24 protein-coding genes are annotated in these 25,737 nt (G+C 54.7%); 12 read left to right on the forward strand and 12 right to left on the reverse strand.

Annotated features, from left to right (window positions below; translation table 11 throughout):
* Positions 1 to 61: 61 nt before the first annotated feature.
* On the reverse strand, positions 62 to 1,354 hold the full coding sequence (locus HUN04_23890) for a hypothetical protein (protein WDP92596.1): 1,293 nt from the start codon (positions 1,352 to 1,354) through the stop codon (positions 62 to 64).
* A 179-nt stretch (positions 1,355 to 1,533) separates the two neighbouring features.
* Between HUN04_23890 and HUN04_23895 the strand changes: the two genes are divergently transcribed.
* The 3 genes from HUN04_23895 to HUN04_23905 are packed head-to-tail and all read left to right on the forward strand — an operon-like array spanning position 1,534 to position 3,215.
* Positions 1,534 to 1,878, forward strand: coding sequence for a winged helix-turn-helix transcriptional regulator (locus HUN04_23895; GenBank protein ID WDP92597.1), 345 nt, complete (start codon positions 1,534 to 1,536; stop codon positions 1,876 to 1,878).
* 25 nt (positions 1,879 to 1,903) lie between these two features.
* The gene (locus tag HUN04_23900; GenBank protein WDP92598.1) at positions 1,904 to 2,965 is read left to right on the forward strand and encodes a permease; all 1,062 of its coding nucleotides are present in this window, start codon (positions 1,904 to 1,906) and stop codon (positions 2,963 to 2,965) included.
* 16 nt (positions 2,966 to 2,981) lie between these two features.
* Positions 2,982 to 3,215 carry a TM0996/MTH895 family glutaredoxin-like protein gene (locus HUN04_23905; protein WDP92599.1) on the forward strand — a complete coding sequence of 78 codons (234 nt, stop codon included), beginning with the start codon at positions 2,982 to 2,984 and terminating at the stop codon, positions 3,213 to 3,215.
* A gap of 66 nt (positions 3,216 to 3,281) precedes the next feature.
* On the opposite strand, the gene glpK is transcribed toward HUN04_23905, so the two are convergent.
* Positions 3,282 to 4,805, reverse strand: coding sequence for a glycerol kinase GlpK (gene glpK / locus HUN04_23910; protein ID WDP92600.1), 1,524 nt, complete (start codon positions 4,803 to 4,805; stop codon positions 3,282 to 3,284).
* A 383-nt stretch (positions 4,806 to 5,188) separates the two neighbouring features.
* Between glpK and HUN04_23915 the strand changes: the two genes are divergently transcribed.
* The 5 genes from HUN04_23915 to HUN04_23935 all read left to right on the forward strand — a co-directional run bounded on the left by HUN04_23915 (position 5,189) and on the right by HUN04_23935 (position 10,666).
* Positions 5,189 to 5,953, forward strand: coding sequence for a cytosolic protein (locus tag HUN04_23915; GenBank protein ID WDP92601.1), 765 nt, complete (start codon positions 5,189 to 5,191; stop codon positions 5,951 to 5,953).
* Positions 5,954 to 6,019: 66 nt separating this feature from the next.
* The gene (locus HUN04_23920; protein ID WDP92602.1) at positions 6,020 to 7,573 is read left to right on the forward strand and encodes a methylmalonyl-CoA carboxyltransferase; all 1,554 of its coding nucleotides are present in this window, start codon (positions 6,020 to 6,022) and stop codon (positions 7,571 to 7,573) included.
* A gap of 18 nt (positions 7,574 to 7,591) precedes the next feature.
* The gene (locus HUN04_23925; protein ID WDP92603.1) at positions 7,592 to 7,807 is read left to right on the forward strand and encodes a hypothetical protein; all 216 of its coding nucleotides are present in this window, start codon (positions 7,592 to 7,594) and stop codon (positions 7,805 to 7,807) included.
* 34 nt (positions 7,808 to 7,841) lie between these two features.
* Entirely contained in the window at positions 7,842 to 9,872 is a 2,031-nt protein-coding gene (locus HUN04_23930) for a pyruvate carboxylase subunit B (GenBank protein ID WDP92604.1), read from the forward strand.
* Positions 9,873 to 9,988: 116 nt separating this feature from the next.
* Positions 9,989 to 10,666 carry a zinc ribbon domain-containing protein gene (locus HUN04_23935; protein WDP92605.1) on the forward strand — a complete coding sequence of 226 codons (678 nt, stop codon included), beginning with the start codon at positions 9,989 to 9,991 and terminating at the stop codon, positions 10,664 to 10,666.
* An 83-nt stretch (positions 10,667 to 10,749) separates the two neighbouring features.
* Here HUN04_23935 and HUN04_23940 read toward each other — a convergent pair whose 3' ends face one another.
* Genes HUN04_23940 through rplU form a run of 7 tightly spaced genes read right to left on the reverse strand, consistent with a single transcriptional unit; the run spans position 10,750 to position 15,520 of the window.
* Positions 10,750 to 11,259: a type I restriction enzyme HsdR N-terminal domain-containing protein gene (locus HUN04_23940; protein ID WDP92606.1), complete on the reverse strand. Its 510-nt coding sequence runs from the start codon at positions 11,257 to 11,259 to the stop codon at positions 10,750 to 10,752.
* Positions 11,260 to 11,276: 17 nt separating this feature from the next.
* A complete protein-coding gene (locus HUN04_23945; GenBank protein ID WDP92607.1) occupies positions 11,277 to 12,830 on the reverse strand; it encodes a 2,3-bisphosphoglycerate-independent phosphoglycerate mutase in 1,554 nt (517 codons plus the stop codon).
* Positions 12,820 to 13,215 (reverse strand): ribosome silencing factor, encoded by a 396-nt coding sequence (gene rsfS / locus HUN04_23950; GenBank protein ID WDP92608.1) that lies wholly within the window; start codon positions 13,213 to 13,215, stop codon positions 12,820 to 12,822. The genes HUN04_23945 and rsfS overlap by 11 nt, the downstream gene beginning before the upstream one ends.
* Positions 13,212 to 13,856 carry a nicotinate (nicotinamide) nucleotide adenylyltransferase gene (gene nadD / locus HUN04_23955; protein ID WDP92609.1) on the reverse strand — a complete coding sequence of 215 codons (645 nt, stop codon included), beginning with the start codon at positions 13,854 to 13,856 and terminating at the stop codon, positions 13,212 to 13,214. Before nadD ends, rsfS begins: the two co-directional genes overlap by 4 nt.
* Before the next feature lie 7 nt (positions 13,857 to 13,863).
* Positions 13,864 to 14,901, reverse strand: coding sequence for a GTPase ObgE (gene obgE / locus HUN04_23960; GenBank protein WDP92610.1), 1,038 nt, complete (start codon positions 14,899 to 14,901; stop codon positions 13,864 to 13,866).
* The gene (gene rpmA / locus HUN04_23965) at positions 14,898 to 15,152 is read right to left on the reverse strand and encodes a 50S ribosomal protein L27 (GenBank protein ID WDP92611.1); all 255 of its coding nucleotides are present in this window, start codon (positions 15,150 to 15,152) and stop codon (positions 14,898 to 14,900) included. The genes obgE and rpmA overlap by 4 nt, the downstream gene beginning before the upstream one ends.
* A gap of 56 nt (positions 15,153 to 15,208) precedes the next feature.
* Positions 15,209 to 15,520 carry a 50S ribosomal protein L21 gene (gene rplU, locus HUN04_23970; protein WDP92612.1) on the reverse strand — a complete coding sequence of 104 codons (312 nt, stop codon included), beginning with the start codon at positions 15,518 to 15,520 and terminating at the stop codon, positions 15,209 to 15,211.
* Positions 15,521 to 15,772: 252 nt separating this feature from the next.
* Between rplU and HUN04_23975 the strand changes: the two genes are divergently transcribed.
* From HUN04_23975 to HUN04_23990, 4 genes are read left to right on the forward strand one after another with little or no spacing between them, the layout of a single operon-like run.
* Positions 15,773 to 16,084, forward strand: a complete 312-nt coding sequence (locus tag HUN04_23975; protein ID WDP92613.1) for a hypothetical protein — start codon at positions 15,773 to 15,775, stop codon at positions 16,082 to 16,084.
* A gap of 20 nt (positions 16,085 to 16,104) precedes the next feature.
* A complete protein-coding gene (locus tag HUN04_23980; protein WDP92614.1) occupies positions 16,105 to 17,106 on the forward strand; it encodes a hypothetical protein in 1,002 nt (333 codons plus the stop codon).
* Entirely contained in the window at positions 17,103 to 18,005 is a 903-nt protein-coding gene (locus HUN04_23985) for a RimK family alpha-L-glutamate ligase (protein WDP92615.1), read from the forward strand. The genes HUN04_23980 and HUN04_23985 overlap by 4 nt, the downstream gene beginning before the upstream one ends.
* Entirely contained in the window at positions 18,002 to 19,129 is a 1,128-nt protein-coding gene (locus HUN04_23990) for a hypothetical protein (protein WDP92616.1), read from the forward strand. Before HUN04_23985 ends, HUN04_23990 begins: the two co-directional genes overlap by 4 nt.
* 63 nt (positions 19,130 to 19,192) lie before the next feature.
* Here the strand turns inward: HUN04_23990 and HUN04_23995 are convergent, their stop codons facing one another.
* From HUN04_23995 to HUN04_24005, 3 genes are all read right to left on the reverse strand, one after another.
* A complete protein-coding gene (locus tag HUN04_23995; protein WDP92617.1) occupies positions 19,193 to 22,402 on the reverse strand; it encodes a cyclic nucleotide-binding domain-containing protein in 3,210 nt (1,069 codons plus the stop codon).
* On the reverse strand, positions 22,402 to 23,247 hold the full coding sequence (locus HUN04_24000; GenBank protein ID WDP92618.1) for a formylglycine-generating enzyme family protein: 846 nt from the start codon (positions 23,245 to 23,247) through the stop codon (positions 22,402 to 22,404). Before HUN04_24000 ends, HUN04_23995 begins: the two co-directional genes overlap by 1 nt.
* Positions 23,248 to 23,337: 90 nt before the next feature.
* Positions 23,338 to 25,689 (reverse strand): GAF domain-containing protein, encoded by a 2,352-nt coding sequence (locus HUN04_24005; protein WDP92619.1) that lies wholly within the window; start codon positions 25,687 to 25,689, stop codon positions 23,338 to 23,340.
* Positions 25,690 to 25,737 lie beyond the last annotated feature (48 nt).

The following is a 25,737-nucleotide window of genomic DNA, read 5'->3' on the forward strand; positions in this document are numbered from 1 at the left end:
ATGTCATAAATATGACCGTAATTGGGTAAAATTAAATGGTGCGCCCCTTGCGCACCACCTGTTATATCTTTAACTGGATCAAATTTTTCGGCCGGCCTGCACTGCCGGCGGTTTCCTTTGCCTTAATGCGGCCAAAGCCGGCGTCTGTGAATTTTTTTAATATGCGCCGGGCGCTGCGGGGGCTGATATCCAAACAGGCTGCCAGGTCATGGGCGTCAAAGGTATCCCTGCCGGTTTTGGCCACAAGCGCCTTTATCTTGGCCAGATACCCCGGTGCGATACCGATTTCCCCGGCCGTGTCAATGTCTTTCGGCGTCGATGCCTGCATGGAGTAGGCCAGTTCTTTTTCCGTGCCAAGGGGCCCCTGTATCTGTTCCCGGTTGACCATAAAGACACAGTTCTGCTTTTTGGCCACTGCTTCGGCCAGGCCTTTCCGGGCGGATTTTTCAGCCTCAAAGGCCGTTGTGCCCAGGCCGATGCCCGAGGCGATGATGATCCGCCGTTTTTCTCCCCATTTTAAAAGGGTCTGGAAATGTTCTGTATGCACCCGGGTCCTGATGGCACCCCGTGTCGAATAAATGACGAATTCATTGCCCATGTGGAACAGGCTGCCCTGGAGGGAGCGGGCATAGTCCAAAAGTTCAAGGTAGAATCTGCCCTGGGTCTTCATGGTGCCGTATTCGTAACCGGTGCCCCGCTTCACCCCTGACAGGCGGATGATCTGTACGGCGATGCCTGCGGATTTCAGGTCCCTGGCGGTGATTCTGTCCAGGAGCCGGTCCAGGCGCTCCCGGATCTGGATTCTGCTGGGGTAGAGCCGGAATGCGGGCAGGCCTTCCTGTTTCAGGCCGTCGTAAACCGCCCCGAAACCGGAGATCAGTGCATCCGCTTTTCCTGTTTGGTATAACTCCCTGTGGCGGTCCAGGTATGCCTTTTCTTCAAGGGCCAGGGCAAAGGGCATGGAGTGAATCTTGTCGAGTTGGATTCCCATCTCCCGGATGGTGTCCCTGATGATATCATCTTCCACCACATCAATGCTGATCCGGCTGACAGAACCGTCATGGCTGAGCATCTCCCACAGGGTTCTGAGCAGGCTGTACCCGCCCCTGGGAACATGCTCGTAGGGGAGGTGGACACCGCCCCTGGCCATGGCTGATACTTGCACGCCGATGCCGGAAAACAAAATGCCCTGGTTTTCATTCTGGCATTTGTCAAGGGGCCTGAAAGCCATGGATATCTCTTCTTCCACATAGGGGGTCAGCGTGATTCCGGGAAAATACCGGGCGGCCACCTCTTTTATGAGATCCAGCGAATCCGAGGGACCGATGCAGCCGATGCTGATTCTTTTAGTCATACCATTTTTGCCCAGGTTGTTTTAGGTCGCGTCAAAAATATGTCCTTAATACAACCCGCCAATTATTTATTGTCAAGGGAAATTTTATTGGATGGGGATGTTGACATTATATTCATGAATCGCTATATTCCATTTTAGCTATATGGTAAGCGTGGATCAACATAAGAGATGGGAATCATATGAAAACATTTATCAGGGTGATGAAAGCCTTGTCCGATCCCAACCGGGTGAAAATAATGAAAATGCTCCAGGTCCGCCCATTGTGTGTCTGTGAGATCAAGGAAGCGTTAGGGATTGCCCAGCCCACGGCCAGCAAACACCTTAAACTTCTGGAGGATGCCGATCTGGTCCGGGGATTCAAGGATGGACTATGGGTGAATTATTCCCTGGCCGACGGGAGCGGATCGCAATATTCCGCCAATCTCATCGGGCAGCTCAAAAACTGGCTGGATGATGATCCTGATATCCGGGCCCTCAACGAGGCCCTGCCCGGAATCGACCGCCACGATATTGTGGGAAAATAAAACATCTAACATGAGGTAATTCATAATGAGTACACAAGCCGTTCCCGAGGCCATGGGAAGGAAAAAAGAACATCTGGGGCGTTATCTGCTCACAGGCGCCGCAGGTATGGCCCTGTGGTGGCTGGTATACAGACAGCTGCCTGCCTTGTCCAAATGGCTGACCTACAGTCTTCTGCCCATTGACCGGGGATCCCATCTTGGGGATTCCATCGAGTTTTTCCTTTACGATACCCCTAAGGTGATGATGCTGCTGGTTCTGGTGGTGTTCGGGGTGGGGATCATCCGAAGCTTTTTTACACCGGAGAAGACCCGGGCTTTTCTTTCCGGTAAAAGTGAATTTGCCGGCAATGTGCTGGCGGCCCTGCTCGGGATTGTCACCCCCTTTTGTTCATGTTCCGCCGTGCCACTGTTCATCGGGTTTGTCACGGCAGGGGTCCCCCTGGGGGTGACTTTTTCCTTTTTGATTGCCGCGCCCATGGTCAATGAGATCGCCGTGGGACTGCTGTACGGTTTGCTGGGCTGGAAGGTGGCGGCCATTTACATGGGAACCGGGCTCTTTGTGGCTGTAACCGCCGGATGGGTCATCGGCCGGATGAAGCTGGAAGGCCATATTGAAGACTGGGTCACCCAGGCCACTGCCGCTGCCGTGGAAATGGAAGAGGAAAAGATGAGCTGGAAGGACCGCATGGTATATGGATGGGATGCGGTAAAAGAGATCATCGGCCGGGTCTGGATTTTTGTGATCCTGGGCATTGCCGTGGGGGCCGGCATCCACGGGTTTGTGCCCGAAGGTGTCATGGCATCGGTCATGGGCAAGGGGGCCTGGTGGTCCGTGCCCCTTTCAGTACTCATCGGGGTGCCCATGTATTCCAATGCCGCCGGGGTCATCCCCGTGGTGGAGGCCCTGCTGGGCAAGGGGGCGGCCCTGGGATCCGTCCTGGCATTCATGATGAGTGTGATCGCCCTTTCCCTGCCGGAGATGGTGATCCTGCGCAAGGTGCTCAAGCCCAGGCTCATCGGCGTGTTTATCGCTGTGGTGGCCTGCGGCATTTTATTGGTCGGCTATTTGTTTAATATGATTTTATGATTCAGGAGACAGGATAATGGAAATAAAAGTACTGGGACCGGGCTGTGCCAAATGCAAGAAAACCGATAAACTGGTCCGGGAAGTGGTGGCTGAACTCGGGGCGGATGCAGATGTGGAAAAAGTGACGGATATGATGCAGATCGCCTCCTACGGGGTGTTCGGCACCCCTTCGGTGATTGTTGACGGGGAGGTGAAATGTTCGGGCAAGGTGCCCAAGAAAGACGAAATAAAGTCCTGGCTCCAGGGCTGATACTCCAGGACACAAAACAGCCGCTGCCCGCCTTTGAGGGCAGCGGCTGTTTTGCCGTCTGTACGTTTAATCTTCGTCTTTCCAGGAAAAGGTCCGGTCCACGGCCTTTTTCCATCCTTTGTAGAATTTATCTCTTTTTTCTTCGGCCATGCCCGGTTCCCAGGTGGTATGAACATGCCAGTTTTCCTTGAGGGCATCGGTGTCAGGCCAGAATCCCACGGCAAGCCCTGCGGCATAGGCTGCGCCCAGGGCGGTGGTCTCCGCCACCTTGGGCCGGGTCACGGCCGTATTCAGAATATCGGCCTGGAACTGCATCAGGGTGTTGTTGGCCACCATGCCGCCGTCCACCTTTAAGGATTTGAGATCCAGTTCATCCCCCAGGTCCTGGATAATGGCTTCCACAATGTCCCGGGTCTGAAAGGCCGACGCTTCCAGGACGGCCCGGGCAATGTGTCCCCGGTTGGCAAACTGGGTGAGCCCTGCGATGACGCCCCGGGCATCGGACTGCCAGTAGGGGGCAAAGAGTCCCGAAAAGGCCGGTACAAAATACACATCCCCGTTGTCTTCAACCGTGTTGGCCAGGGCTTCTATCTCCGGGGCCTCCTTGATCAGCCCCAGGTTGTCCCTGACCCACTGCACCAGCGCCCCTGCATAGGCGATGGAGCCCTCCAGGGCATACACCGGTGCCTGGTCCCCGATCTGGTATCCCAGGGTGGTGAGCAGGCCGTTCTGGGAGAAACGGATATCGCTGCCGGTGTTGAACAGAAGGAAACAGCCGGTGCCGTAGGTGTTTTTAGCTTCTCCGGGGGCAAAACAGGTCTGGCCGAAAAGGGCGGCCTGCTGGTCCCCCAGGGCCCCGCCGATGGGAACCTCCGTGTTCAGGGGGCCGCTGTATTCGGTTCTGCCGTATGCCTGCGGGTCGGAAGAGGGGACGATTCTGGGCAGACAGGTTTCCGGGATTCCGAATGTCTTAAGGATATCCCGGTCCCAGGCCAGGGTTTTCAGGTCCATGAGCAGGGTCCGGGAGGCGTTGGTCACGTCCGTGACATAGGACCCCTTGCCCGGGCCGCCGGTAAGATTCCAGGTCACCCAGGTGTCCATGGTGCCGAAACAGGCCTCTCCCTTGTCAACAGCCGCCTTGACCTCGGGAACATTATCGATCATCCATTTGATTTTGGGGCCTGAAAAATAAGTGGCTGTGGGCAGGCCGGTGGTCTGGCGGAAGGCATCCTTGCCGTGGGCCCTGTCCAGTTCCCGGCAGATTTTATCCGACCGGGTGCACTGCCAGACAATGGCATTGTACAGGGGGTCTCCCGTGTTTTTGTTCCAGGCCACAACGGTTTCCCGCTGGTTGGTAATACCGATGGCCGCCAGGTCCTTTCCGGTAATGCCTGCTTTTTCCAGGGCGCCCCGGATCACGGTCTGGGTATTTTTCCAGATTTGCCGTCCGTCGTGTTCCACCCAGCCGGGTCTGGGCAGGATCTGGTCGTGTTCCATCTGGTCCAGGCCGATGATGGCCCCGTTCTTGTCGAATATGATAAAGCGCGTACTGGTGGTGCCCTGGTCCAGTGCTCCGAGATATGCTGCCATAGAATGCCTCCGTCACGTCGTGGTTCGGTTATTATTATTGATCATTTACATACAATACTTATGGGAATTGATCAATTTTTTTGGGCCGGGTCGGGCGGTCAGGTAAAAATATCGTAAAAGGCCCGGAGGATGGTGGGGTAACAGTCTGTCCCGGTCTGATATATATGATACATATGCCGGATACGCAAAATCGCATTAAACGAAAAGCGTAAAGGTGAATCGTGTTTTTTGGGCCCAACGGTTTTTCCTGTGACTCCGGCAGGTTCCGGTAATTGCCGCAGGAGGGAAAAAGATATGCACAAGGCGCTTGACAATTGGACGGGGGCTTGATTAGGTAGGAAAATTACCCGTCAGGGACAATCCAAACATAGGGAGGTTTCTCCATGGCAGATGCTCCGTTCACTGATCAGGAATCTTGTAGTGCGCAGGATTTGAACCGGGACGAAAAACAGGCCCTGGTGGTTGACATGCTCACCCGCATCATCGTGCATTACGGCCTGTGGTTTAATGAGGTCCAGCACCAGTTGGGGATGGAAAGGGCGCTGTCCGCCCTGGACAAGGCCACCAAGAACAGTTTGGGCATTGCCATGAAGCATTTATCCGGCGCCCTTGGGTTTGAACTTGAAAACGGGATGCCCAAAGCCCTGGCACAGCTGGATGACAACACCCTGGAAACGCTGTTGCCGGCCGTGGCCAAATCCTGGCTGGCCAATGACGGGGTCTGGTTTCAGGCGGTGGAATTCGACCACGGCATGAACGATGCCAAGCGGTGCAACGATTCCTGCTGGACGAGATTTTCCCCCTACGAGGCCCATGCCATAAAAAATATCCTGGGCCTGGGGGAGCGTCCCGGCCTGGAGGGATTGAAAAAAGCGTTGAATTTCAGAATGTATGCCTTTATAAACCGGCAGACAATGGTTGACGAAGGACCGAAAAGTTTTGTATTTGAGATGAGTGAATGCCGGGTCCAGCAGGCACGGCTGAGAAAAGGGCTTGATGATTACCCCTGCAAGTCGGCCGGACTTGTGGAATATACCTATTTTGCCCGGGCCGTAGACCCGCGGATACGAACCGAATGCATCGGGTGTCCCCCCGACGCCCACCCCGAGGACTGGTTCTGTGCCTGGCGGTTTATCCTAGATGATTGATTTTGTAAAACCTGATTTTAAAAATACTAAAGTAGACCTGTAAAAATATAAGGAAGGGATTGAATTATGGGAGTCATTTCTGACAAGATCCAGGATTTGAAGCAGAGAAAAGAAAAACTCAAGGGCATGGGCGGTGAAAAAGCCCTGGCCAAGCGGCGTGAGAAGGGCGTGCTCAATGCCAGGGAGCGCCTGGACCTGCTCTTTGACGCCGGCACTTTCAGGGAAGTGGATATGTTCGTCACCCATCGGTGCACCAATTTCGGCATGGAAACCAAGGAAATTCCGGCGGATGGCGTGGTCACCGGTTACGGCCGGGTTGACGGGCGTACGGTTTTTGCCTATGCCCAGGATTTTACGGCCCGTGCCGGTTCCATGGGGGAGATGCAGGCCAAGAAAATCTGCAAGGTCATGGACCTGGCCATGAAGGCCGGCGCCCCCATCATCGGGATGAACGACTCCGGCGGCGCCCGGATCCAGGAGGGCATCGACGCCCTGTCCGGATACGGTGAGATCTTTTTTAGAAATTCAGCGGCTTCCGGAGTGATCCCCCAGATTTCCGCCATCATGGGCCCCACGGCCGGCGGCGCGGTCTACTCCCCGGCCATGACCGATTTCATTTTCATGGTCAAGAATACCTCCTATATGTTCATCACCGGCCCCAACGTCATCAAGGCGGTCACCGGTGAGGAAATTTCCTTTGAAGACCTGGGCGGCGCCATGGCCCACAATGAAAAATCAGGCGTGGCCCAGTTTGCCTGCGAGTCTGACGAAGACTGCATCAACCGGATCAAGCAGCTCCTTTCCTACCTGCCGGCCAACAACATGGAAGATCCCCCCATCGTGGATACCGGGGACTCTCCCGGCCGCATGGACCCGGCCCTTGATACCATCATCCCGGACAGCCCCAACCAGGGCTATGATATGAAAAACGTGATTGCCTCCATTGTTGACAACGGGGAGTACTTTGAGCCCCATGAATATTTTGCAAAGAATATCCTTATCTGCTTTGCACGGCTCAACGGCCGCACCATCGGCATCATCGCCAACCAGCCCAATGTCATGGCCGGCTGCCTGGATATTGACGCCTCGGACAAGGCCACCCGGTTTATCCGGTTCTGTGACGCCTTTAATATTCCCATGCTCACCATTGCCGACGTTCCCGGGTACCTGCCCGGTTCCAACCAGGAGTGGGGCGGTATCATCCGCCACGGGGCCAAACTGCTCTGGTGCTACTCCGAAGCCACCGTGCCCAAGCTCCTGCTCATCACCCGGAAGGATTACGGCGGATCTTACCTTGCCATGTGCTCCAAGCACCTGGGGGCGGATATGGCCTTTGCCTGGCCCTCCGCTGAGATCGCCGTAATGGGCGCCGAGGGGGCGGCAAATATCATCCATGCCCGTGAGATAAAGGCAGCGGAAGATCCCGCGACCACCCGCAAGGAGAAGATTTCCGAATACAACGAGCTTTTTTCCAATCCCTATTGCGCGGCCGCCAGGGGGTATGTGGATTCGGTCATTGTACCGTCTGAAACCCGCCCCCGTCTGATTGACGCCCTGGAAGCCCTGTCCACCAAGCGTGAACTGCGCCCGGCCAAGAAACACGGAAATATCCCGGTTTAACCTCAGGAGAATTTACTTATGGATAACAAGAAACTGGCTGCGGCCATGGCGGCCGTATACATGTATATCAGAACCGGGGAAGAGGCGGCTGCCGCTTCAATGCCTGCCCCCGCCGATCCTGTTCCCGAGCCTGCCGGGCCGCAACCCGTGGCCAATATCAATGTCTGGGGGCTTGCCGGCCGCCAGGCCATTATGAATGCCGGCAATATGATGCAGCTTAGAATGTTTAAATAAAGACAAAAAAATAGTTTATATAAGAGAGGACACTATGAGCGAACACAACGAAGTAAAAATGGTTGAGATGAACTACGCCGCAGACCGTCCCAAGGCGGCCAATCCCCTGAAAATCGAAGACCTGTCACTGAGGGACGGGCACCAGTCCCTGTTTGCCACCCGGGGCCGCACCGAGGACATGATCCCCGTGGCCGAGCAGATGGATGAAGTCGGGTTCTGGGCCGTGGAAGTCTGGGGCGGCGCCACCTTTGATACCATGCACAGGTTCCTGGGGGAAGATCCCTGGGAGCGGCTGCGGACCCTGAAACGCTATTTCAAAAAGACCCCCTTTTCCATGCTGCTTCGGGGCCAGAACCTGGTGGGCTACCGGAACTATGCCGATGATGTGGCCAAGCTTTTTGTGAAAAAGACCGTGGACAACGGCCTGGAAGTATTCAGAACCTTTGACGCCCTCAACGATTACCGGAACTTTGAGACCGTGGTGCCCGTGATCAAGGAATGCGGCGCCCATTTCCAGGGCTGCATCTGTTATACTCTGACAGAACCCCGCCTGGGCGGAGATGTATACAACCTGGAATACTACGTGAAAAAAGCCCAGGAACTTGAGGCCATGGGCGCCGACTCCATCTGCATCAAGGATATGGCCGGCCTCATGTCCCCCTACGATGCCTATGACCTGGTCAAGGCCCTGAAGGCCAAGGTAAAACCCCTGATCCACCTGCACTCCCATTTTACCTCCGGCATGTCTCCCATGACCCATTTCAAGGCCGTGGAAGCCGGTGTTGATATCATTGATACCTGCATGAGCCCCTATGCCTACAGGACCTCCCATGCCGCCCTGGAACCCCTGGTCATGAGCCTCCTGGGAACCAACCGGGATACCGGCTTTGACATCAAGCGCCTGGCTGCCATCAACGACACCCTGGAAAAGGATGTCATGCCCAAATACAAACACCTGTTGGACGACACCAAGGTTTCAATGATCGATATCAACGTGCTGCTGCACCAGACCCCGGGCGGCATGCTCTCCAACCTGGTGAATCAGCTCCGTGAAATGGACGCCCTCGATAAGATCGACGCGGTTTACAAGGAGCTGCCCCGGGTCAGAAAGGAACTGGGCCAGATTCCCCTGGTCACCCCCACCAGCCAGATCGTGGGCACCCAGACCGTGAACAACGTGCTCTTTGACACGGATGACGAGCGGTACAAGATGATCACCGCCCAGGTAAAGGATCTGTGTTACGGCCTTTACGGCAAAACCAGCGTACCCATTGATGCGGACGTTCAGAAAAAAGCCCTCAAGGGATATGACCGCGGAGAGGAACCCATCACCTGCCGTCCGGCCGAAGTGCTTGAACCTGAACTGGAAAAGGCCAGGGAACAGATCGGCGATCTGGCCATGGATGATGAGGACCTGGTCCTTTACACCCTCTTTCCTGTCACCGGCAAGAAATATCTCATGCAAAAATACGGCAAGGAACAGGTGCCTGATTCCCTTAGACCCATCACCCTGGACGATGTAAAAAAACAGGATGAGATCATTAAAAAGGCCAAGGCCGGCAAACTCATTGAGCCTCAGGGTGATATGCCTGAAAAAAGCGAGTTTGCCCGGACCTTCAACGTCTTTGTCGAAGGGGAATACTTTGAGGTCGGTGTTGATGAGGTGGGCGGATCTCCTGTGATTACCTATGCCGCTCTGGCCGCTGAAGTGCCTGCCGCACCGGCAGCGCCGGCAGCACCAGTGGCGCCTGCGCCTCCAGCAGCGCCTGCCGCCCCTGCTGCGCCTGCCGCACCGGCTCCGGCGCCTAAAGCAGAGGCCCCTAAACCTGCCCCTGCCGCAGCATCCGGTGCAGGCACCCCGGTGAAAGCCCCCATGCCCGGCATGGTCATCAAATATGAAAAGAATGTGGGCGATACGGTGAACGAAGGCGATACCGTTGTGGTCATTGAAGCCATGAAAATGGAAAACGCCCTGCCGGCAACGGCCAGCGGCAAAATTACCGCCATCAATTTCAGCTCCGGCGATTCCGTTGCCAAGGACGATGTCCTTGCAACCATAGAATAATCGACGTCCTGAAAATTAAATAATTACACAAGAACAGGGGGACGGATTTGACATCCATCCCCCTGTGCTTACTTTGGTAAACTGAACATGCGGATTACCAAAAGGAGAGTTGAAGAATGGCGTTTGAAACCAAAGAAGAACTTCTGGAAAAATATATTAAAATGGAAAAGCCGGTCTGCCCCGACTGCAATCAGGAGATGACCCTCTGGGAAGTCCCTCCCATCAATTTTTCCGATGGATTGGGATGGCAGACCCCCTATCTGTTTGTCTGCTTTAACGATGAGTGTTCATCCTATAAAGGGGGCTGGGAACATCTCATGGATACCATGGAAGCACCTGCTTCCTACCGGTGTTATTGTGAGCCCGGCGCCAAAAATTTTGAATACATGCCTGTTTTCAGTCCCATCGGTGCCACCGGGTCCAAGCTGGATGATGCGGCACTGATTCAGCAGGAAGCGCAGAAAGAGCTGATGAAACAGACCTTTTCTCTGCTCACGGATTATTATATAAACAAGGACTGGGACGAGATTCTCAAGATCTGCCTGGATCCAAATATCCCGCCCAAGGCTCGGCTCAAGGCGGTTGATATGGTCGGCGAACTTGGCGGGCCCGAGGCCACAGAGAACCTGCTCAACCATAATTTCCCCACACCGGTTCTCAAAGAGGCGGTGGCAAAGGCGGTTGACCAGCTCCATGAGCGCCACTTTACACGGGAATGTCCCTATTGCGCCGAAATCATCAAAAAACGGGCAAAGGTCTGCAAGCACTGCAATAAAGAGGTCAGCAGGGCTTAATTACCCGGGCCCAATATGCTAACGCATAAAAGCTGTTGAAGGGCCTCAGCGGCAAATTTAATTTGCCGCTGAGGCCTTTTTTATTATTTATTGATTTTTTCGAGGTTGAAGGAACGGTAGATAATCATTTCTCCTTCCCGTTTGGCCGGAGCCAGAGGGGTGTTTTCGGTGGCGTTCAATAGTTGTTCTGCGGCCTGCCTTGAGGGAATGGCATCAAGGCCAGTCCCCCTGGTCTCGCCGGTGACGGTATCCATGACAACCGCATCTCTGCCGTCCGTGGAAACGGCAAGGGGGACAAGGTATTTCTCCACCAGCCGGGCACCGGCCAAAATTTCCCTCTCATAGGAGCCGATGGAGCCGGCAACGCAGGTTGCGGCCATGACGGGACGGTTATCCACCGATACAATCAGGTCTATAACCGAATGGTAGTCTTCGCCTTTGAATTTAACCGTCAGGGGGACATCCACCCGGACCTCTTCTTTGGCAAACCCCTTGGCTTCCACTAAAAATTTTTCAAAAATCTGGCGGCTGGCTTCTGCGCCCACATTGTCGATTTCGCGTCCGGTGATGTAGTCGGTGATCTGGTCAAGCATAATATTTTCTCTTTTATTCAGCGGTCTGTTGTAATCAGGCTTTTTCCTGTCATCTCGGCGGGCTGGTCCAGTCCAGTGGCTTTGAGGATGGTGGGGGCGATGTCTCCGAGCCGGCCGTCCCTGATGCCGCTGTTCTTGAACCGGTGTCCTGCCAGGATAAATCTGACCTGGTTCAGGGTATGGGCGGTGTGCGGAGAGCCGTCCGGGGCCAGCATCTGTTCCGAGTTGCCGTGGTCTGCGGTGATAAAGGCGGTGCCGCCGGTCTTCCAGATGGCGTTTACCACCTGTTCAACGCACCTGTCCACGGTTTCGCAGGCCCTGACAGCCGCGTCGAAAATGCCGGTATGGCCCACCATGTCCATGTTGGCAAAGTTGAGTACAATGAATTGAAACCTGCCGGATTCAATTTGTTCGCAGGCGGCGGCGGCGACGGATTCGGCGCTCATCTCAGGTTTTTCATCGTAGGTGGCCACATCCCTGGGTGAGGGAATGAGAATCCGTTCTTCCCCTTCGAAAACAGCCTCATCGCCTCCGTTGAAAAAATAGGTGACATGGGCGTATTTTTCAGTCTCTGCAATGCGCAGCTGGGGAATGCCATTTCGGCTGAGCACTTCCCCGAGGATATTATCCAGGTGCTGTGGGCCAAAGGCCGCAGGCAGGCCGAAGGTCGCATCGTATTGAGTCATACCGACAAAGGCGGAGAGGGCCAATGGTATTCCCCGGTTGAATCCCTTAAATTCCGTTTCGGTAAAGGCCCGGGTGATCTCCTTGGCCCGGTCGGCCCGGAAGTTGAAGAAGACCATCACATCCTGATCCCGGATAACACCCTGTTCCCCTTGCCCCAGGAATACCGGTTTGATAAATTCATCGGTTTCCCCCCTGTCGTAGGCGGCCTGCATGGCGGCTTCAGCCGTCAGGCCTTCCTGGGTATGCCCGGTTCCCCGGGTGTACAGGTCATAGGCTTTCTGGACCCTGTCCCAGCGGGTGTCCCTGTCCATGGCCCAGTACCGCCCCGTGAGTGTGGCGATGGTGCCCAGGCCGAGGGCCTTGATTTTATCCTGAAGCTGCCGGATAAAGGTGATGCCAGAGGTGGGGGAGGTATCCCGGCCGTCCATGATGGGATGGATATAGAGCGTTTTTACCCCCTGGGCCTTGGCCATTTCCAAAAGGGCAAAAAGATGGGTGATGTGGGAATGGACACCGCCGTCGGAAAGCAGGCCCATGAGATGGAGGGCCGAGTCCCGGGACACGGCGGCTTCCATGGCTCCCTTCAGTTCCGGGTTGTCAAAGAAGTGCTTGTCTTCAATGGCTGTATTGATCCGGACGAAGTCCTGGGGCACCATGCGCCCGGCACCGATGTTCATATGGCCCACTTCGGAATTCCCCATGGTCCCGGGAGGCAGGCCCACATCCGGGCCGGAACAGTTCAGGCGGCAATGGGGGAAATCGGCTGCCAGCCGGTCCAGAGAAGGGGTCTGGGCGGCTGCCACTGCATTGCCTTTATCGGAAGGATTGATCCCCCATCCGTCCAGGATCATGAGTATATTGACCGGGGAGGGGTTAGAAGTCATCGTCGTCCTCGTCATCTTCTTCGGGGGCCAGGGGGCCGAATTCTTCCAAATCCACCCTGGGGGCATCGCTCCACAGGCCTTCAAGGTCATAAAAATCCTTTGCCCCGGACTCGAAGACATGGACAATGATATGGCCGTAGTCCAGCAGGGCCCATTCCCCCTCTTTTACCCCTTCAGCCCCCAGGGCTTTTATCTTATTGCCCTTCAGGGTTTTTATCATATGTTCGGCCAGGGAGGTGACCTGGCGCCGGGAACCGGCTTCCACCACCACCACCATATCCGTGTAGGAGGTGAGGTCCTCTACGTGGAGGGCGGTGACGCTTTTGGGTTTTCTGCCGAAGATGGCTTCAATATAGGGGCGGTATTCCTGGGTCAGGGATGTCATCTGTATAAATCCTTTGTTCTGATGAGTGTCTCTACATGTTCCGGGACCAGTCCCGTGATGGACTCTCCCCGCTTAACCCGGTTCCGGATCTGGGTGGAGGAAATATCGATCCTGGGTACGTTGCAGATGCGGATGGGTTTTAAAAAATCATGAATAAAAATATTGTCTTCTTCTAACTTGTAGCCTTTTGAAATCCGTTCGTCAATATAGGAGGCAAACGGTGCGACATCTCTTTTCTCCCCCCTGATCATGACAATGATGGGAACGGTTTTGAAAATTTTGTCATTCTGTTTCCAGGTGGTGATGTCGAAAAAGGCATCGGAGCCCATGAGAAGGTGAAACCTGATCTCCTTGCCCCATGCCTTTTGGAATTCGTGTATGGTGTCAATGGTAAATGACGGACCCCGTCGGTGCAACTCAATATCGGAGGCAAAAAATCCCTGCCGCGGTGCTGCCGCCTCTGTCACCATTTTCATCCGGTCCCGGGCCGGAGCCAGGCCGGCCTGGGATTTATGGGGCGGGACAGAGGAGGGATAGAGGAAAATTCTGTCCAGGCCGCAATGGTCTTTTACATACTGGGCAATGTCAAGATGACCATTGTGAAGCGGATTGAATGTCCCTCCAAAAAGTCCTGCATCCATGGCCGGCCTAATCTTGTATTGTTTTTTTATCTTCGGTTTGGCTGTTCGCCTGTTCTTTGAGCAGCTTTTTAGCCAGTATTCTGACCAATTGTCTTACCCCTTCGCCGGTGGCGGCCGAGATGGTCAGGATCTTGCGGTCGGGCAGGGCGGCCTTGAAGGCCTGGACCCGGTTGTCCGTTCCGGTGAGGTCTATCTTGTTCAGGACCAGAATCTGGGTCTTGCCGGCCAGGCTGTCGGAGTACATGGACAATTCATTGTTGATGAGGGTATAGGCAACCAGGGGATCTTCGGGGTCAATTCCCCCTGCGTCGATGAGATGGACCAGGATACCGGTCCGTTCAATGTGCTTAAGGAATTTGATCCCCAGCCCGATTCCCTCGTGGGCACCCTCAATAAGCCCCGGAATGTCGGCCACCGCAAAGGGTTCGCCGAATGGGGCTTCCACCATGCCGATGGTGGGGGTGAGTGTGGTGAAGGGATAGTCGGCGATTTTGGGCCGTGCGGCGGACATGGCGGAAATCAATGTGGATTTGCCGGCATTGGGCAGGCCCACAAGGCCGACATCCGCCAGCAGTTTAAGCTCCAGGCGGATCTTCAGTTCTTCTCCGGGAAGGCCGGGTTGGGAATACCGCGGCGCCCGGTTGGTGGCACTGGCGAACCGTTTGTTTCCACGGCCTCCCATGCCGCCCCGGGCAATGATGAACTCGCTGTCGATATCGGTGAGATCTACAAGGGAATCCCCGGTTTCTGCATTGGATACAAGGGTTCCCTGGGGAAGTTCAAGATAGCAGTGAGCGCCGTTTCTGCCGTGTTTCTGGCGGCCGAGGCCGGGTGCTCCGTTCTTGGCCTTATGGAGCTTTTGGCGGCGATACTCAAACAGGGTACGCATTCCCGGGTCTACCCGGAGAATGACGTTCCCCCCATCGCCGCCATCTCCTCCATCAGGTCCGCCTTTTTCAATGAACCGCTCCCTGCGGAAGCTGGTACATCCGGCACCGCCGTCCCCGGACTTGATGGTGACAATTGCTTCATCTACAAATTTCACGCTTCATAAACGCTGACTTTTTTTCTGTCGCGGCCTTTTCTTTCAAAAGTAACGACACCATCCATTTTGGCAAAAATGGTATAGTCTTTGCCCATACCCACATTGTTGCCCGGATGGATCTTGGTACCGCACTGTCTGATGATGATGTTGCCGGCGGTGACTTTTTCTCCGCCGAATTTTTTAACACCGCGCCGCTGCGCGTTTGAATCCCGACCGTTCTTGGAACTGCCTGCTGCTTTCTTATGTGACATGTCTTACTCTCTTTATATCTTTTTAGGTTAAACCTTAATAATGCCTTTAAAAGACCTTATGCTGAAATGGAAGCGATCTTGATTTCAGTATAATGCTGTCTGTGGCCTCTCATCTTCCGGTAACCTTTGCGCCGTTTGTATTTGAAAACCAGTTGTTTTTTACCCTTGCCCTGCTCGATGATGTGGGCCTTTACTACTGCATTTTCAACCTGGGGGGCGCCCAGGGTAACGGTTTCTCCGTCGGAGTACATGAGGATGTCGTTGAATTCAATCTCAGACCCTTCGGATCCTTCCAGCTTCTCAACTCTCAGTACCTGGTCTTCATGAACCTTGTATTGTTTTCCGCCGGTTCTGATTACTGCGTACATGTTTAAACTCTCCTTTATTATCTCAATACTTTTTATCAAGTCTAAAAAACTCTGAATTCTATAATTATATCTTTAATTTGTCAATATTTTTTTAGTTTGTGGAGAAGAGACGGAAAGGTAAATACATCTTTTCAGGGGATTTGTCCATACCTGGTGCAAAAATGGCCCGGAAAATACCGTCTTGACTTCATCCGGCAGGTAAAATAGACTTTCGACAGAAAGCCAACCGTTGTCAATCCCCACGGAGGTCCCATGAAACAATTCAGTGCCGTTTTGGCAAGCATTTTTGTACCTGTCGTTATCCTTGCATCCGGGAGCCTGATTGTTACGGGGTGTCTCAGATATGCGGCCGAGCACCCTGAAAAATCCCATGAACAATTTCTTAAAGACAAGGCCTATTGTGAAAATCAGGCCAGGGAATATGCCCGACTGGTCAGGGACCAGGCCGATTATGTCGATGAAGTGAACCATGCCCGGCAGTGCATGAAAGGACTGGGCTATAAATACCGGTTCCGTTTGAGCGGGTGGGGGAGTTCGGCCCAGGAAACTCCAAAATCTGAATAGCGTTCAAAAAGAATAATTCCGTGAAGAAAAAGACGATTGATATAGGCCCGCAAACAGACATCGGGTTTGTGGCGAAATGCGTATCCCAATTTATTGATCAGGGCGTCGCCATGGTCAACTGGCAGGTGAAAGGCGGCGGGTTGCCCAGAGAACTGCTCTGGAGGGCCTCAAAACTTGGGCTCTGGAACCATGTGTCCGGCAGCGGACTGTTTGATCCGGATATGCCGGACAGGGACTGGATTGCCAATAATCCCAATATTGTTCATTCCTTTAAAAATGAAGGTGCCGAATCACACCATGTTTCGACGGCTGCACCGGCCGAATTGTTCAGCTATAATACGCTGCCCCGGGTACCGGGGAGGGCATTGTGGCGGGACGCACAGACTCCCGGGCAGTTGCTGGATCTGGTGGCCGCCCATGGCAAGGAGAAATTACTGCGCCTGCGCAAGGACAGGGAGACCGGCGAGATATGGGAAACCGGCACCCGGCTTGAGTATTTTTTCAAGCGCCCTGAAGAGATCCCGCCCCGGCTCATGGAAACGCTGGTCGCCATGGTGGATGCCGGCGGTTCCGTGGACATTACCCATGTCCGGGCCAATTTGGAACGGGCCTACCTCATCGGTTATGCGGTTGAAAAGGGAATTATTGCAGGCAACTCAAGCCTGAAGCACCCCCGGCAGGTATTCATCGACCGGTTAAAAAAAATGACGGGAATTGATTTCTCCCAATGTGTGGAGCGGGGATACACCTCGGTGCGTCCGGAGTACCGGGCCATGGGCATCGGGGCAAAACTCCTGGAGGGACTCACCGCAAGGGCAACAGATGTCAGGGTCTTTTCCATTATTTCCGAAGACAATCTGGCCACCCAGAAGATCGCCATCCGGAACAACACCCGGAAGATTACCACGTATCTCAGCGACAAGCTGGGAAAAGAGATGGGGGTCTGGATGCCCGAGCACATGGTTCCGGCAGATTGGATTCAGGGGCCGGGGGCCGGGTCCATGAAGGAGCCTGGGTCGTGAACATCGGCATCATGACCGTGAACGGCTTTGACTTCCACCCCAATATGAGGTTCAAGGAAGAGGCCGCTAAACTTGGGCACAGGATTCAGCTCATAGATCCCTACGGCATGGGCTGCGTTTTGAACCGTGCCGGCGCCAGTGTGTTTATGGGGGATAAGGCCGGGCTTCCGGATTTGGTTATGCCCAGGCAGGGGGCACCCATGGGCGAATACGGATTTGTGCTGCTGAGGCATTTTACGGCCATGGATATTCCCCTGGTGAACGGTATTAAAGGGGTGGCCATCGCCAGGAACCAGTTTATCAGCCTTCAGCAGCTCTCCCTGGCAGGGCTTCAGGTGCTGGATTGCGTTTTTGTCAATTGCAGGGATAATTTTTTTGCTGCAGTGGAACGGCTGGGGGGCTTCCCCGTTGTGGCCAAGCAGGTGGACGGTATGGGCGGGGAGGGCGTGGCCAAACTTGAGACGGATGAGGCGGCCCTGGCCTATCTGGACGCCCATTTTACCCCCCGGAAAGGGCTGGTGGTTCAGGCGTTTTTGCCCCCCAAGGGACGGACGGATATCCGTGCCCTGGTCATTGGCGGCAGGGTGGCCGGTGCCATGGCCCTGACCCCGGCGCCGGGGCAGTTCAAGGCCAATGTCCACCAGCAGGGCCGTGCCAGGGCCATGGAACTGGCCGGTGAATTAAAGCAGATGGCGGTGTCCGCTGCACGGGCCTGTTGCCTTGAGGTGGCCGGGGTGGACATGATGGTATTGCCCGGGAGGGAACCCGTTATCGGCGAAGTCAACTATTCCCCGGGATTCAGGGGGCTGGAGTCGGCCACGGGCCTGAACATCGCCGGGATGATTCTGGATCATGCCCTTTCTTTTGCAGATAAACCAGCCGGAAAGGAGGGGGGATGAAACTTTTAGATTTTGAATTGGCCGCGGAGGCCGGGGCACTTACCGCATCAGTGCATGTGGTGTTTGAGGACTCGGAACGGCCGGATAAAACCCTGTTTATCAGAACCACGACTGAATATGCCGGCGGGTTTACGGCAAACCCCGATGCCTTCCTGGTGGGCTGCCTGCTGCCGGCCCTCCACCTGGGCGAAAAACGGATCTTTGTGGAAGGGGAGGTCTGCCCCTTTTTAAAGGAGGGTATCGGCGTGGCCATGAACATTCTTTCCCACTGGACCGGCGGCCGGTATGCCCCCATCCCGGTGGAGGCCGGGACCCGGTCGGCAGTGTCCGCCCCGGACGCCCCCAGGGCCGGCATGGTCATGTCCGGCGGCATGGATTCCCTGGCCGCGTTGAGGCTCAACCGGCTGAATTATCCCACGGGTCATCCCGCCTATGTGAAAGATTCCTTTTTTCTCCATGGTTTTGATATCGGCGGGGTGGTGGCACGGGGCGCCAAATACCATGTATTTGACCGGGCCATCAAGGCCATTACTAAGATCACCGATGATGCCGGCACCGCATTGATCCCGGTATATACCAACATCCGCCATCTCTGCGATGAGCGGGAGCTTTGGCTGGATTCCTTTTTCGGGGCGGTGCTGGCGGCCATGGCCCATTCCTTTGCCAGCCGCATCAGCCTCATGTTCATCGGCTCTTCCTATGACATCCCCAATCTGCATCCCTGCGGCTCCCATCCCCTGCTGGACCCGGAGTATTCCTCCTACGGTCTGCGCATTCGCCACAGGGACTATGAATTGTCCCGGCTGGAAAAGATAAAGATTGTGTCAAAATGGGATGCGGCTTTCCAGAATTTCAGGGTCTGCCTGGCCAATGTACCGGACCTTCTCAACTGCGGGAAATGCGAAAAATGCGTGCGTACCATGACCGAACTCACCGCCCTGGGGCTTCTGGATAGAACCCGTGCCTTTGCCGCTGACGATGTCCGGCCCGAGGATATTTCACAGTACGATATCACCATCCGGGAACGGCCGCCGTTTTACCGGCCCATGGTGCCCTTGCTCCGGGAGCGGGGGCGGGATGATTTGGCAGATACCATTGAGCGGAAGCTGAAAAAGGCGGAATGACCGCGTCGGACATCGGGGGCCGCCCTCAAAGTCCATAGTCGGGCAGGCGGTATCCTAATTTGTTTACGTCGATTGGAATTTGCCGTGGAGAAAGCGGATACGCTGACTCAATACCGAGCATATCTGCAGTGATATTCTGGGGAATTCCATGGCGGTTTCTTTGAACTCCTGCTTGTGGAGAATGAGGAATCGGCTGGGCTCTGTGGTCCGAATGGTGGCGGACCTCGGGGCATCATCTATAAGGGCCATTTCACCGAAGGCGCCGCCTGCGCTGATATGGTCCAATACCACCTCTTCACCGTGGTCCAGTTCCTTGATCACTTCCACCCTGCCGTCGATGATCAAAAATACGGTTTCTCCCATCTCGTTCTGGCGGATTACGGTTGCCTCTTCAGGATAATCCAGTTCTTTTGTCTCTGCTGCAATGGCGGCAAGCTCGGCTGCGCTGAGGCCGGAAAATATCTCAATCTCCTTGAGAAGCAGGATTTTTTCGCCCATGGAGATTTCAGTGGATTTCACCCGTTTCCCGTGTTTTTCTCTTTTTTCAGATTGATCTTGCACCATTTCAAGTTCCTTTAAAATCCTAGTGTCGGCCCGGGTGGCAAGGGATGCCGCCATGGTGCGGATATCCATGATGTCCCGGGTTTCTCCGATGATGTCCAGGGCCATGACCACATCCACCCAGTCCTCCGAGGCCAGCAGGGCGGCCAGGGCCTTTTTCCCGGCCGGATCAAGGGCCGGCAGTTTGACCTGATTTCTGCCTTCATTGAGGGCGGATTCGGCTGTGGGGCTTTCCAGCAGGGGGACCATGGCGTTGAAGGTTTTGCGGTCCAGCACGTCGCTGAGCAGCTCAATGGCATTGGCCCGCTGCCGGGTGTCCGGGGAGAAAATCCCCCGCCAGGCGGTTTTCATCCGCCCGCTTTTATCCTGGATGGCCAGGACCCGGATGATGTTTTCCAGGATGAGCTCTTTTTTCTGGTTCAGGTGTTCAACGGCCAGGCGCCGCACCGGGGTGCCGGGCAGGGCACGGATATTTTCCCCCATGGCCAGGCAGGCATAGCTTCGGGCGATCTGTTCCTTGGCAAAGACAATGATGTCAAAGCCTTTGATATCCATCTGTTCCAGCAGTTCGAACAGCCCGCGCCGGATCCGGGTGCCGGGCAGGGCGAGGCATTCCACCAGCACCCGGTTGTTCTGGTATTCCGCATTTTTGATTTTTTCCTTGGCAAATTCATGGATCTCTTCTGAGATGTCCCCCAGCATCAGGGCGGCCTGTTTCAGAGCGCTGTCATTGTCGATTATCAGTGCATCCAGGGCCGCCTGTCGGACCTCTTTGAGGTCATGGGAGAGATAGGAAAAGATGACCGTATTCAGTTCCCTGGCCCCTAATCTTGAGAGCGCAATGATGATATCGGGGATAATGGGGTCAATCTCTTTTTCCGAAAGAATCGCCAGAAGGGTGTCGATGTATTCATGTTTCCGGCTTAACCCCGCAGCGATAATGCCCGACTGCCTTAGATTTATCTCCTTTGAGGCCAGCCATTGGCGGATCACCGGTATCTGTTTTTCATGGTTCTGGAAGTAAAGGCAGCCCATGGCAAAGCCCCGGACCACCGGATGGCTGCTTTCAATATAGGGGGTGAGGTCTTTTCCCCTGACGGCAAGGAATCCTTCCCGGCTTACCAGTTTCAGGATGGCAATGGTGGTCTCCGGCCGGTGGGGATTCAGAAATCTGATCAGGGATTTTACCGCCCTGGGCCGGGCGTTTTCGGAAATCATTTTGATCAGGGCCACCTGGGTAGCCTCGTCCTGCCCTTCCAGGTTGTTCAGGATGTGGTGGTCAAGTTTCTCCTGGGAAAAGTTGCTCAGAAGTTTCCCGTACCAGATGGCATCCTTTCCCCGGGCGGCCAGGAAGGATTTTTCCAGGTCTTCCAATACCTTCCCCTGGTTGAAGATCTGGCCCAGTTCTTTAACGGAAAAGCTTTTAATATCTAAAAGATTGTTGGAAATCAGATCCTTGAGAATCGTTGAATATTTTGCCTTGAGTACAATGGGGGCTGCCAGCCAGGCCAGAACAAAGGGCAGGGCCACCAGGGTCAGGTATTTGGGGTGAAACAGGTTCTCCGAGACCAGGATCAGGGTGGATCCGGTAAACAGGGCGATTCTCACCACGGTGCCCCGCAGGAAGGGGCGGATCATATTTCTGTAGGATTCGGGGAACAGGCCGATGATAATCCCGTTGGCCGGTACATTGATGGTGGTGCGGATGATGTTGGTGGACATCCGGGCGTACATGGCGGAAAACACATCAAACCGGAGAAGAAAGGCGGAAAATGCAATCATATAATTAAAGGGGTGGAACATCAGGGCCACGGGCAGCCCCCACCTGCCGTAGATCCGGCCCACAAAGAGCAGGATAAAGAGGCTGATCATGTTAAGTCCGCCCCTGAAATACCCGAAAAATTCAATCATGGCCGATTCCGATGCAAACTGGTCGTCAATGGCGTAATTGAACTGGTAATTCATGATGGGGACCACCACATTGGGCATAAAGGTGAGGACCAGGACGATTTTCATGAGAGCTGATTTTTTGACCAGGGGATATACCTCCCGGATTTCCGCTGCCATGGATTTTTTCTTTTTGGCGCCCTTGCCGGTTTTTTCCGGATAAATCAGGGCGGAATAACTCCTGCCCATGGCCTGGACGATGGCGGCCCCGGTAAATGTTGTTAAAAGATAGAGGTAGAGCAGGTTGTCCAGATTGAACCACTTGGCAAACCAGGGCGTGCACACGGAGCCCAGGATCATTCCCACCACCCCGCCGGCGGTGAGCAGGGGAAAGAGGCGTTTGGACTGCCGGGTGTTGAAAAGGTCATTGCACATATTCCAGAAAAGCATGGCCTGGAGCAGTTCAAACTGGCTTTTAAGCATAAAAAGCAGGGGGTAAAGCACTTCAAATCCATAAGGGATAAGCAGGCGGATGGCGGTGATAATAAGGCCCGATGCCAGAAATATGTAAGTGAGAAGCCTGGCACCGGAGATACGGTTGAGTCCGGCCGTCAGAAATCCCGTGATAAAGAGAGTGGCCACGGCATTGACCATGCTGACTACGGGCATGAACTCCACACCGTAGCGTTTGAGGAATGCGGTTTCTGCGTAATTGTTCAGGATGATGCCCGAGCTTCGGACAATGAAGAGCAGTGCCATGGTCCACAGCAGCAGGCTGATCTCTTCTTCATATACTTTTAAAAGGTCCAGAAGCCGTCTGCGCATTAATCCGCCTCAAGTACCAGTCTGAATCCAGTTGTCTTGAACTTGGCTGCGGGATGGGCGTAGGTGCGGTTGGCGCTTCGCAGATAGGAGGCGTGCTTGTACCAACTGCCCCCCCGCCGTACGCGGGAATTTGAATCCGCTGCCGAATATGTGTCTGAGACAGGGCCTGCCATGTAATCCCGGTAGGGATCGGCACACCACTCCCATGCATTGCCGTGCATGTCGTAAAACCCCCATGGATTCGGGGGGAAGGATTTCACCGGGGCCGGCGAATCCGGTGTAATGTCCATGGTCTTGTAAAACGGGGTGCAGCTGTTGTTCTTTTTGACGTTGTTGCCGTACATGGCCTTGGAACAATCAATGGTGTCGCCCCAGCTGTAGGCGGTTTGTGAACCGGCCCGGCAGGCATATTCCCATTCGGCTTCGGTGGGGAGGCGATGTTTTTGTCCTGTTTTCAGGGTTATTTTTTTAATATATTTGATGCAGTCATACCAGGAAACCCGGGTCACGGGCATATCCTCCCCGCTTTTCCGTTTGCCGATCCAGGGGGTGCCCATGACGGCCCGCCACTGTTTGACGGTCACTTCCGTTTCCTGGAGGTAAAAGGCCGAAGGAATGGTCACCTCGTGTAGGATTTCATCCCTGTCCCGGAGCGGCTCCGTAATGGGGCTGCCCATGATGAAACTGCCCGGTTCCACCCGGATAAAGGTCATGCCCATATCGTTGGAAATCCTGTTTTCACCGGCAGCGGCCGGTTGGGGCGCCGGCATCAGGCACCATAGGCAGACTGCTGCAATGCCTAAAACAATCCCCTTTAAATTGATGCAATACATATGTCCCGCCATGGTTTATCCTTAAACAACTGAGGGTGTCTGGATATCCAATTACAATTCATCGGTATTGTCAAGCATGTCTTTTTTCAAGGGCTGCAGGGCTCAGCAGGCCCGCATTTCAATGATATTGCCGGTCTGGGCTGCGGCCAGGTCCACCCCCACCCTCAGGGCCTTGAGTCCGCTGACATCGGGCATGTCGTCCAGTTCCAGCAGTTCCATGTCATTGCGGAGGTTGCCCAGGGTGGTGAGAAAGTCAATGTGGCGCCGGATCTGCTTTCCCTCCTCCGGCGTGCTGTATACCACGGCAATCCGGCCGGGCTGGGTGAGGCGTTCTCCCGTCCCCTTGACAAGGGCCTTGTCCAGGCGGGATTTGATGATTTCCTGCCGGACATCGTAGGCCCCGTCCACATCGAACCGCTTTTCATCGAATCGGAACCGGATGGACAGGGGGGAGTGGTTGACAAGGATGAGATGGCAGGTATCCAGGGCCACCTTTAGATCCGGCTTGAGCTGCTCGGTCCGCCAGGCCAGGCCGCAGGCCAGCATGATCTGCCACAGGGTCATATCCTGGATGTGGAAGGGGGCCAGGCGGCCGCTTTTATTCATGGAAGCCCCGATATACATCATATAGTCGACCCCGTCGGTCTGCCGTTTTTCAAAATAATGGGGGAAGTTCTGCTGGACCTGTCCGTCTTCCCGGTCAAGAAAGGCTGACAGAACCTGATTGACTTTGAATACGCTTTCTTCATAATCCCTGCGTTTGTCGTAGATCATCCCGGCGGCGGGATCCAGCGCCTTCTTATAGGCGGCAATTGCCCGGTCCACCTCGGGACCCAGGGTGCCCAGTTCGTCAAAGGAGGGAAAAATTTCCCGGTTGAGCAGCCCGTATACGGCGCTTTCGTCACCCGAGGTGATGCCCTTTGAAATTCGGTCCAGAAGGGTTTGAATCAGGAATTTATATTCCTTGAGAATGGGCCAGGTCCGCAATTGTTCACCGGCTTTCATTATGTCCAGGGCCAGGCCGAGCTGGCGGGTAAGATCCTGTTGTATGCCCTTGTTTCTGGCCAGGGATGATCCGCGGATATCCGACTGTCCGTAAAAGGGGATGACATCCTTGAATATGATGGGTTCCATTTCCGAGGCGGTGTCACCCAGGCGGAGCCGTTCCATATGGCTGAGGGCCGCCTGCTCAAACCGCCACTCCACGGAGGGATGGACCGCCGTGCATTTTTCCTTGATAATGGACTGGACCTGCTTATCCATCTCGTCAAGCCCCCGTTTAAGGGCCACTGAAAATATGGGCGCCACCTGTTTCAGAAGAACCGCATCCGTGGGATCCAGGTCATTGGGGGTTGCCGAATAGACTTCCAGGATGCCTATGGGCTCTCCCTGGTAGGTCAGGGGGGCGATGAGCATGGCGCGGATGCCTGCGGCAAGGGCCTGTTCCTCCGATGTCAGGATATTTTTTCTTTTGGCCAGGTCCCCGATTCTCATCACCTTGTCGCCCAGGGCCGCCTCCATCCAGATGGAACCTTCAAGGTCGGCCAGGCTGATGTGTTCGGAATTGGAAAATAGGCAGTCAATGGTGGGGCTGCAGTCATTTTTGATGATCATCACCTGTTCGCCCCGCACCGCACCGATGCCCATGGCCAGTTGGGGCTTCTGGAACAGGGTCTGCAGCCGTTTCTCCAGAAGGCTGATGCCGGCGGAGGAAAAAATGGACTGCTGGTCGATGAGATCCCTTTCCAGGGCGGAGATAACCTGGGATTCCGTCACATCCATGGCACGGACCAGGGTGAATCCGGTAAATTCGTATTGGGTGAGATCGATGTATTCTTTGAGTACGCCGATGTCGGTGATATGATCCTGAATCCGGATTTCATCGGCAGCCGACAGCTTGGCCGGAGGGGCAAGGGGGCGGATTCTGATGAACTGGGCATCGGTTGTAATCCCAAAATACCGTTGCAGCCCGGTTTCCTGGTCCGGCAGCGCGATGATGTCCAGGTTTGCAATATCCCTGCTGGATATGCCGTAAATCCGTTCAAGGACGAGAAGATAGATTTTCAGCCGTTTCTTTTCGATTTCAGCCCGTGGATTCTTTTCAATTACTGATTTGAAAAAATTGTCATTATCTATGAATATGCGCTGGAAATCGGGGGTGACGAAAAAGGGTTCAAGGGTGCAGGGGGTGAGGGCGCCGGCGATCTCCTTTTCAAAGGTGGCCGGCGGAAAGACCGCGGACATCAGCGGTTGGATAAGGTCGTAATGTTCGTTTATGATACCGATGTCGTCTATTTTGCCCTGCAGGGCGGGGGTTTTATCAAATCCAGCTTTCAGGCGGTGAAACAGGTCCCCAAGGTAGCCGTGGCCCATGAAATTTTTTTTCCAGAAATCCAGAAGGGGGTCCAGGCTGACCCGTGCATTGATATCATCTCCCAGAATCGTGTTTCCCATTTTGTTCCTCCATGATTATAACTAGATAAAATGGTACACCAGGGGATT

Source organism: Desulfobacter sp. (assembly GCA_028768525.1).
Lineage (GTDB): Bacteria > Desulfobacterota > Desulfobacteria > Desulfobacterales > Desulfobacteraceae > Desulfobacter.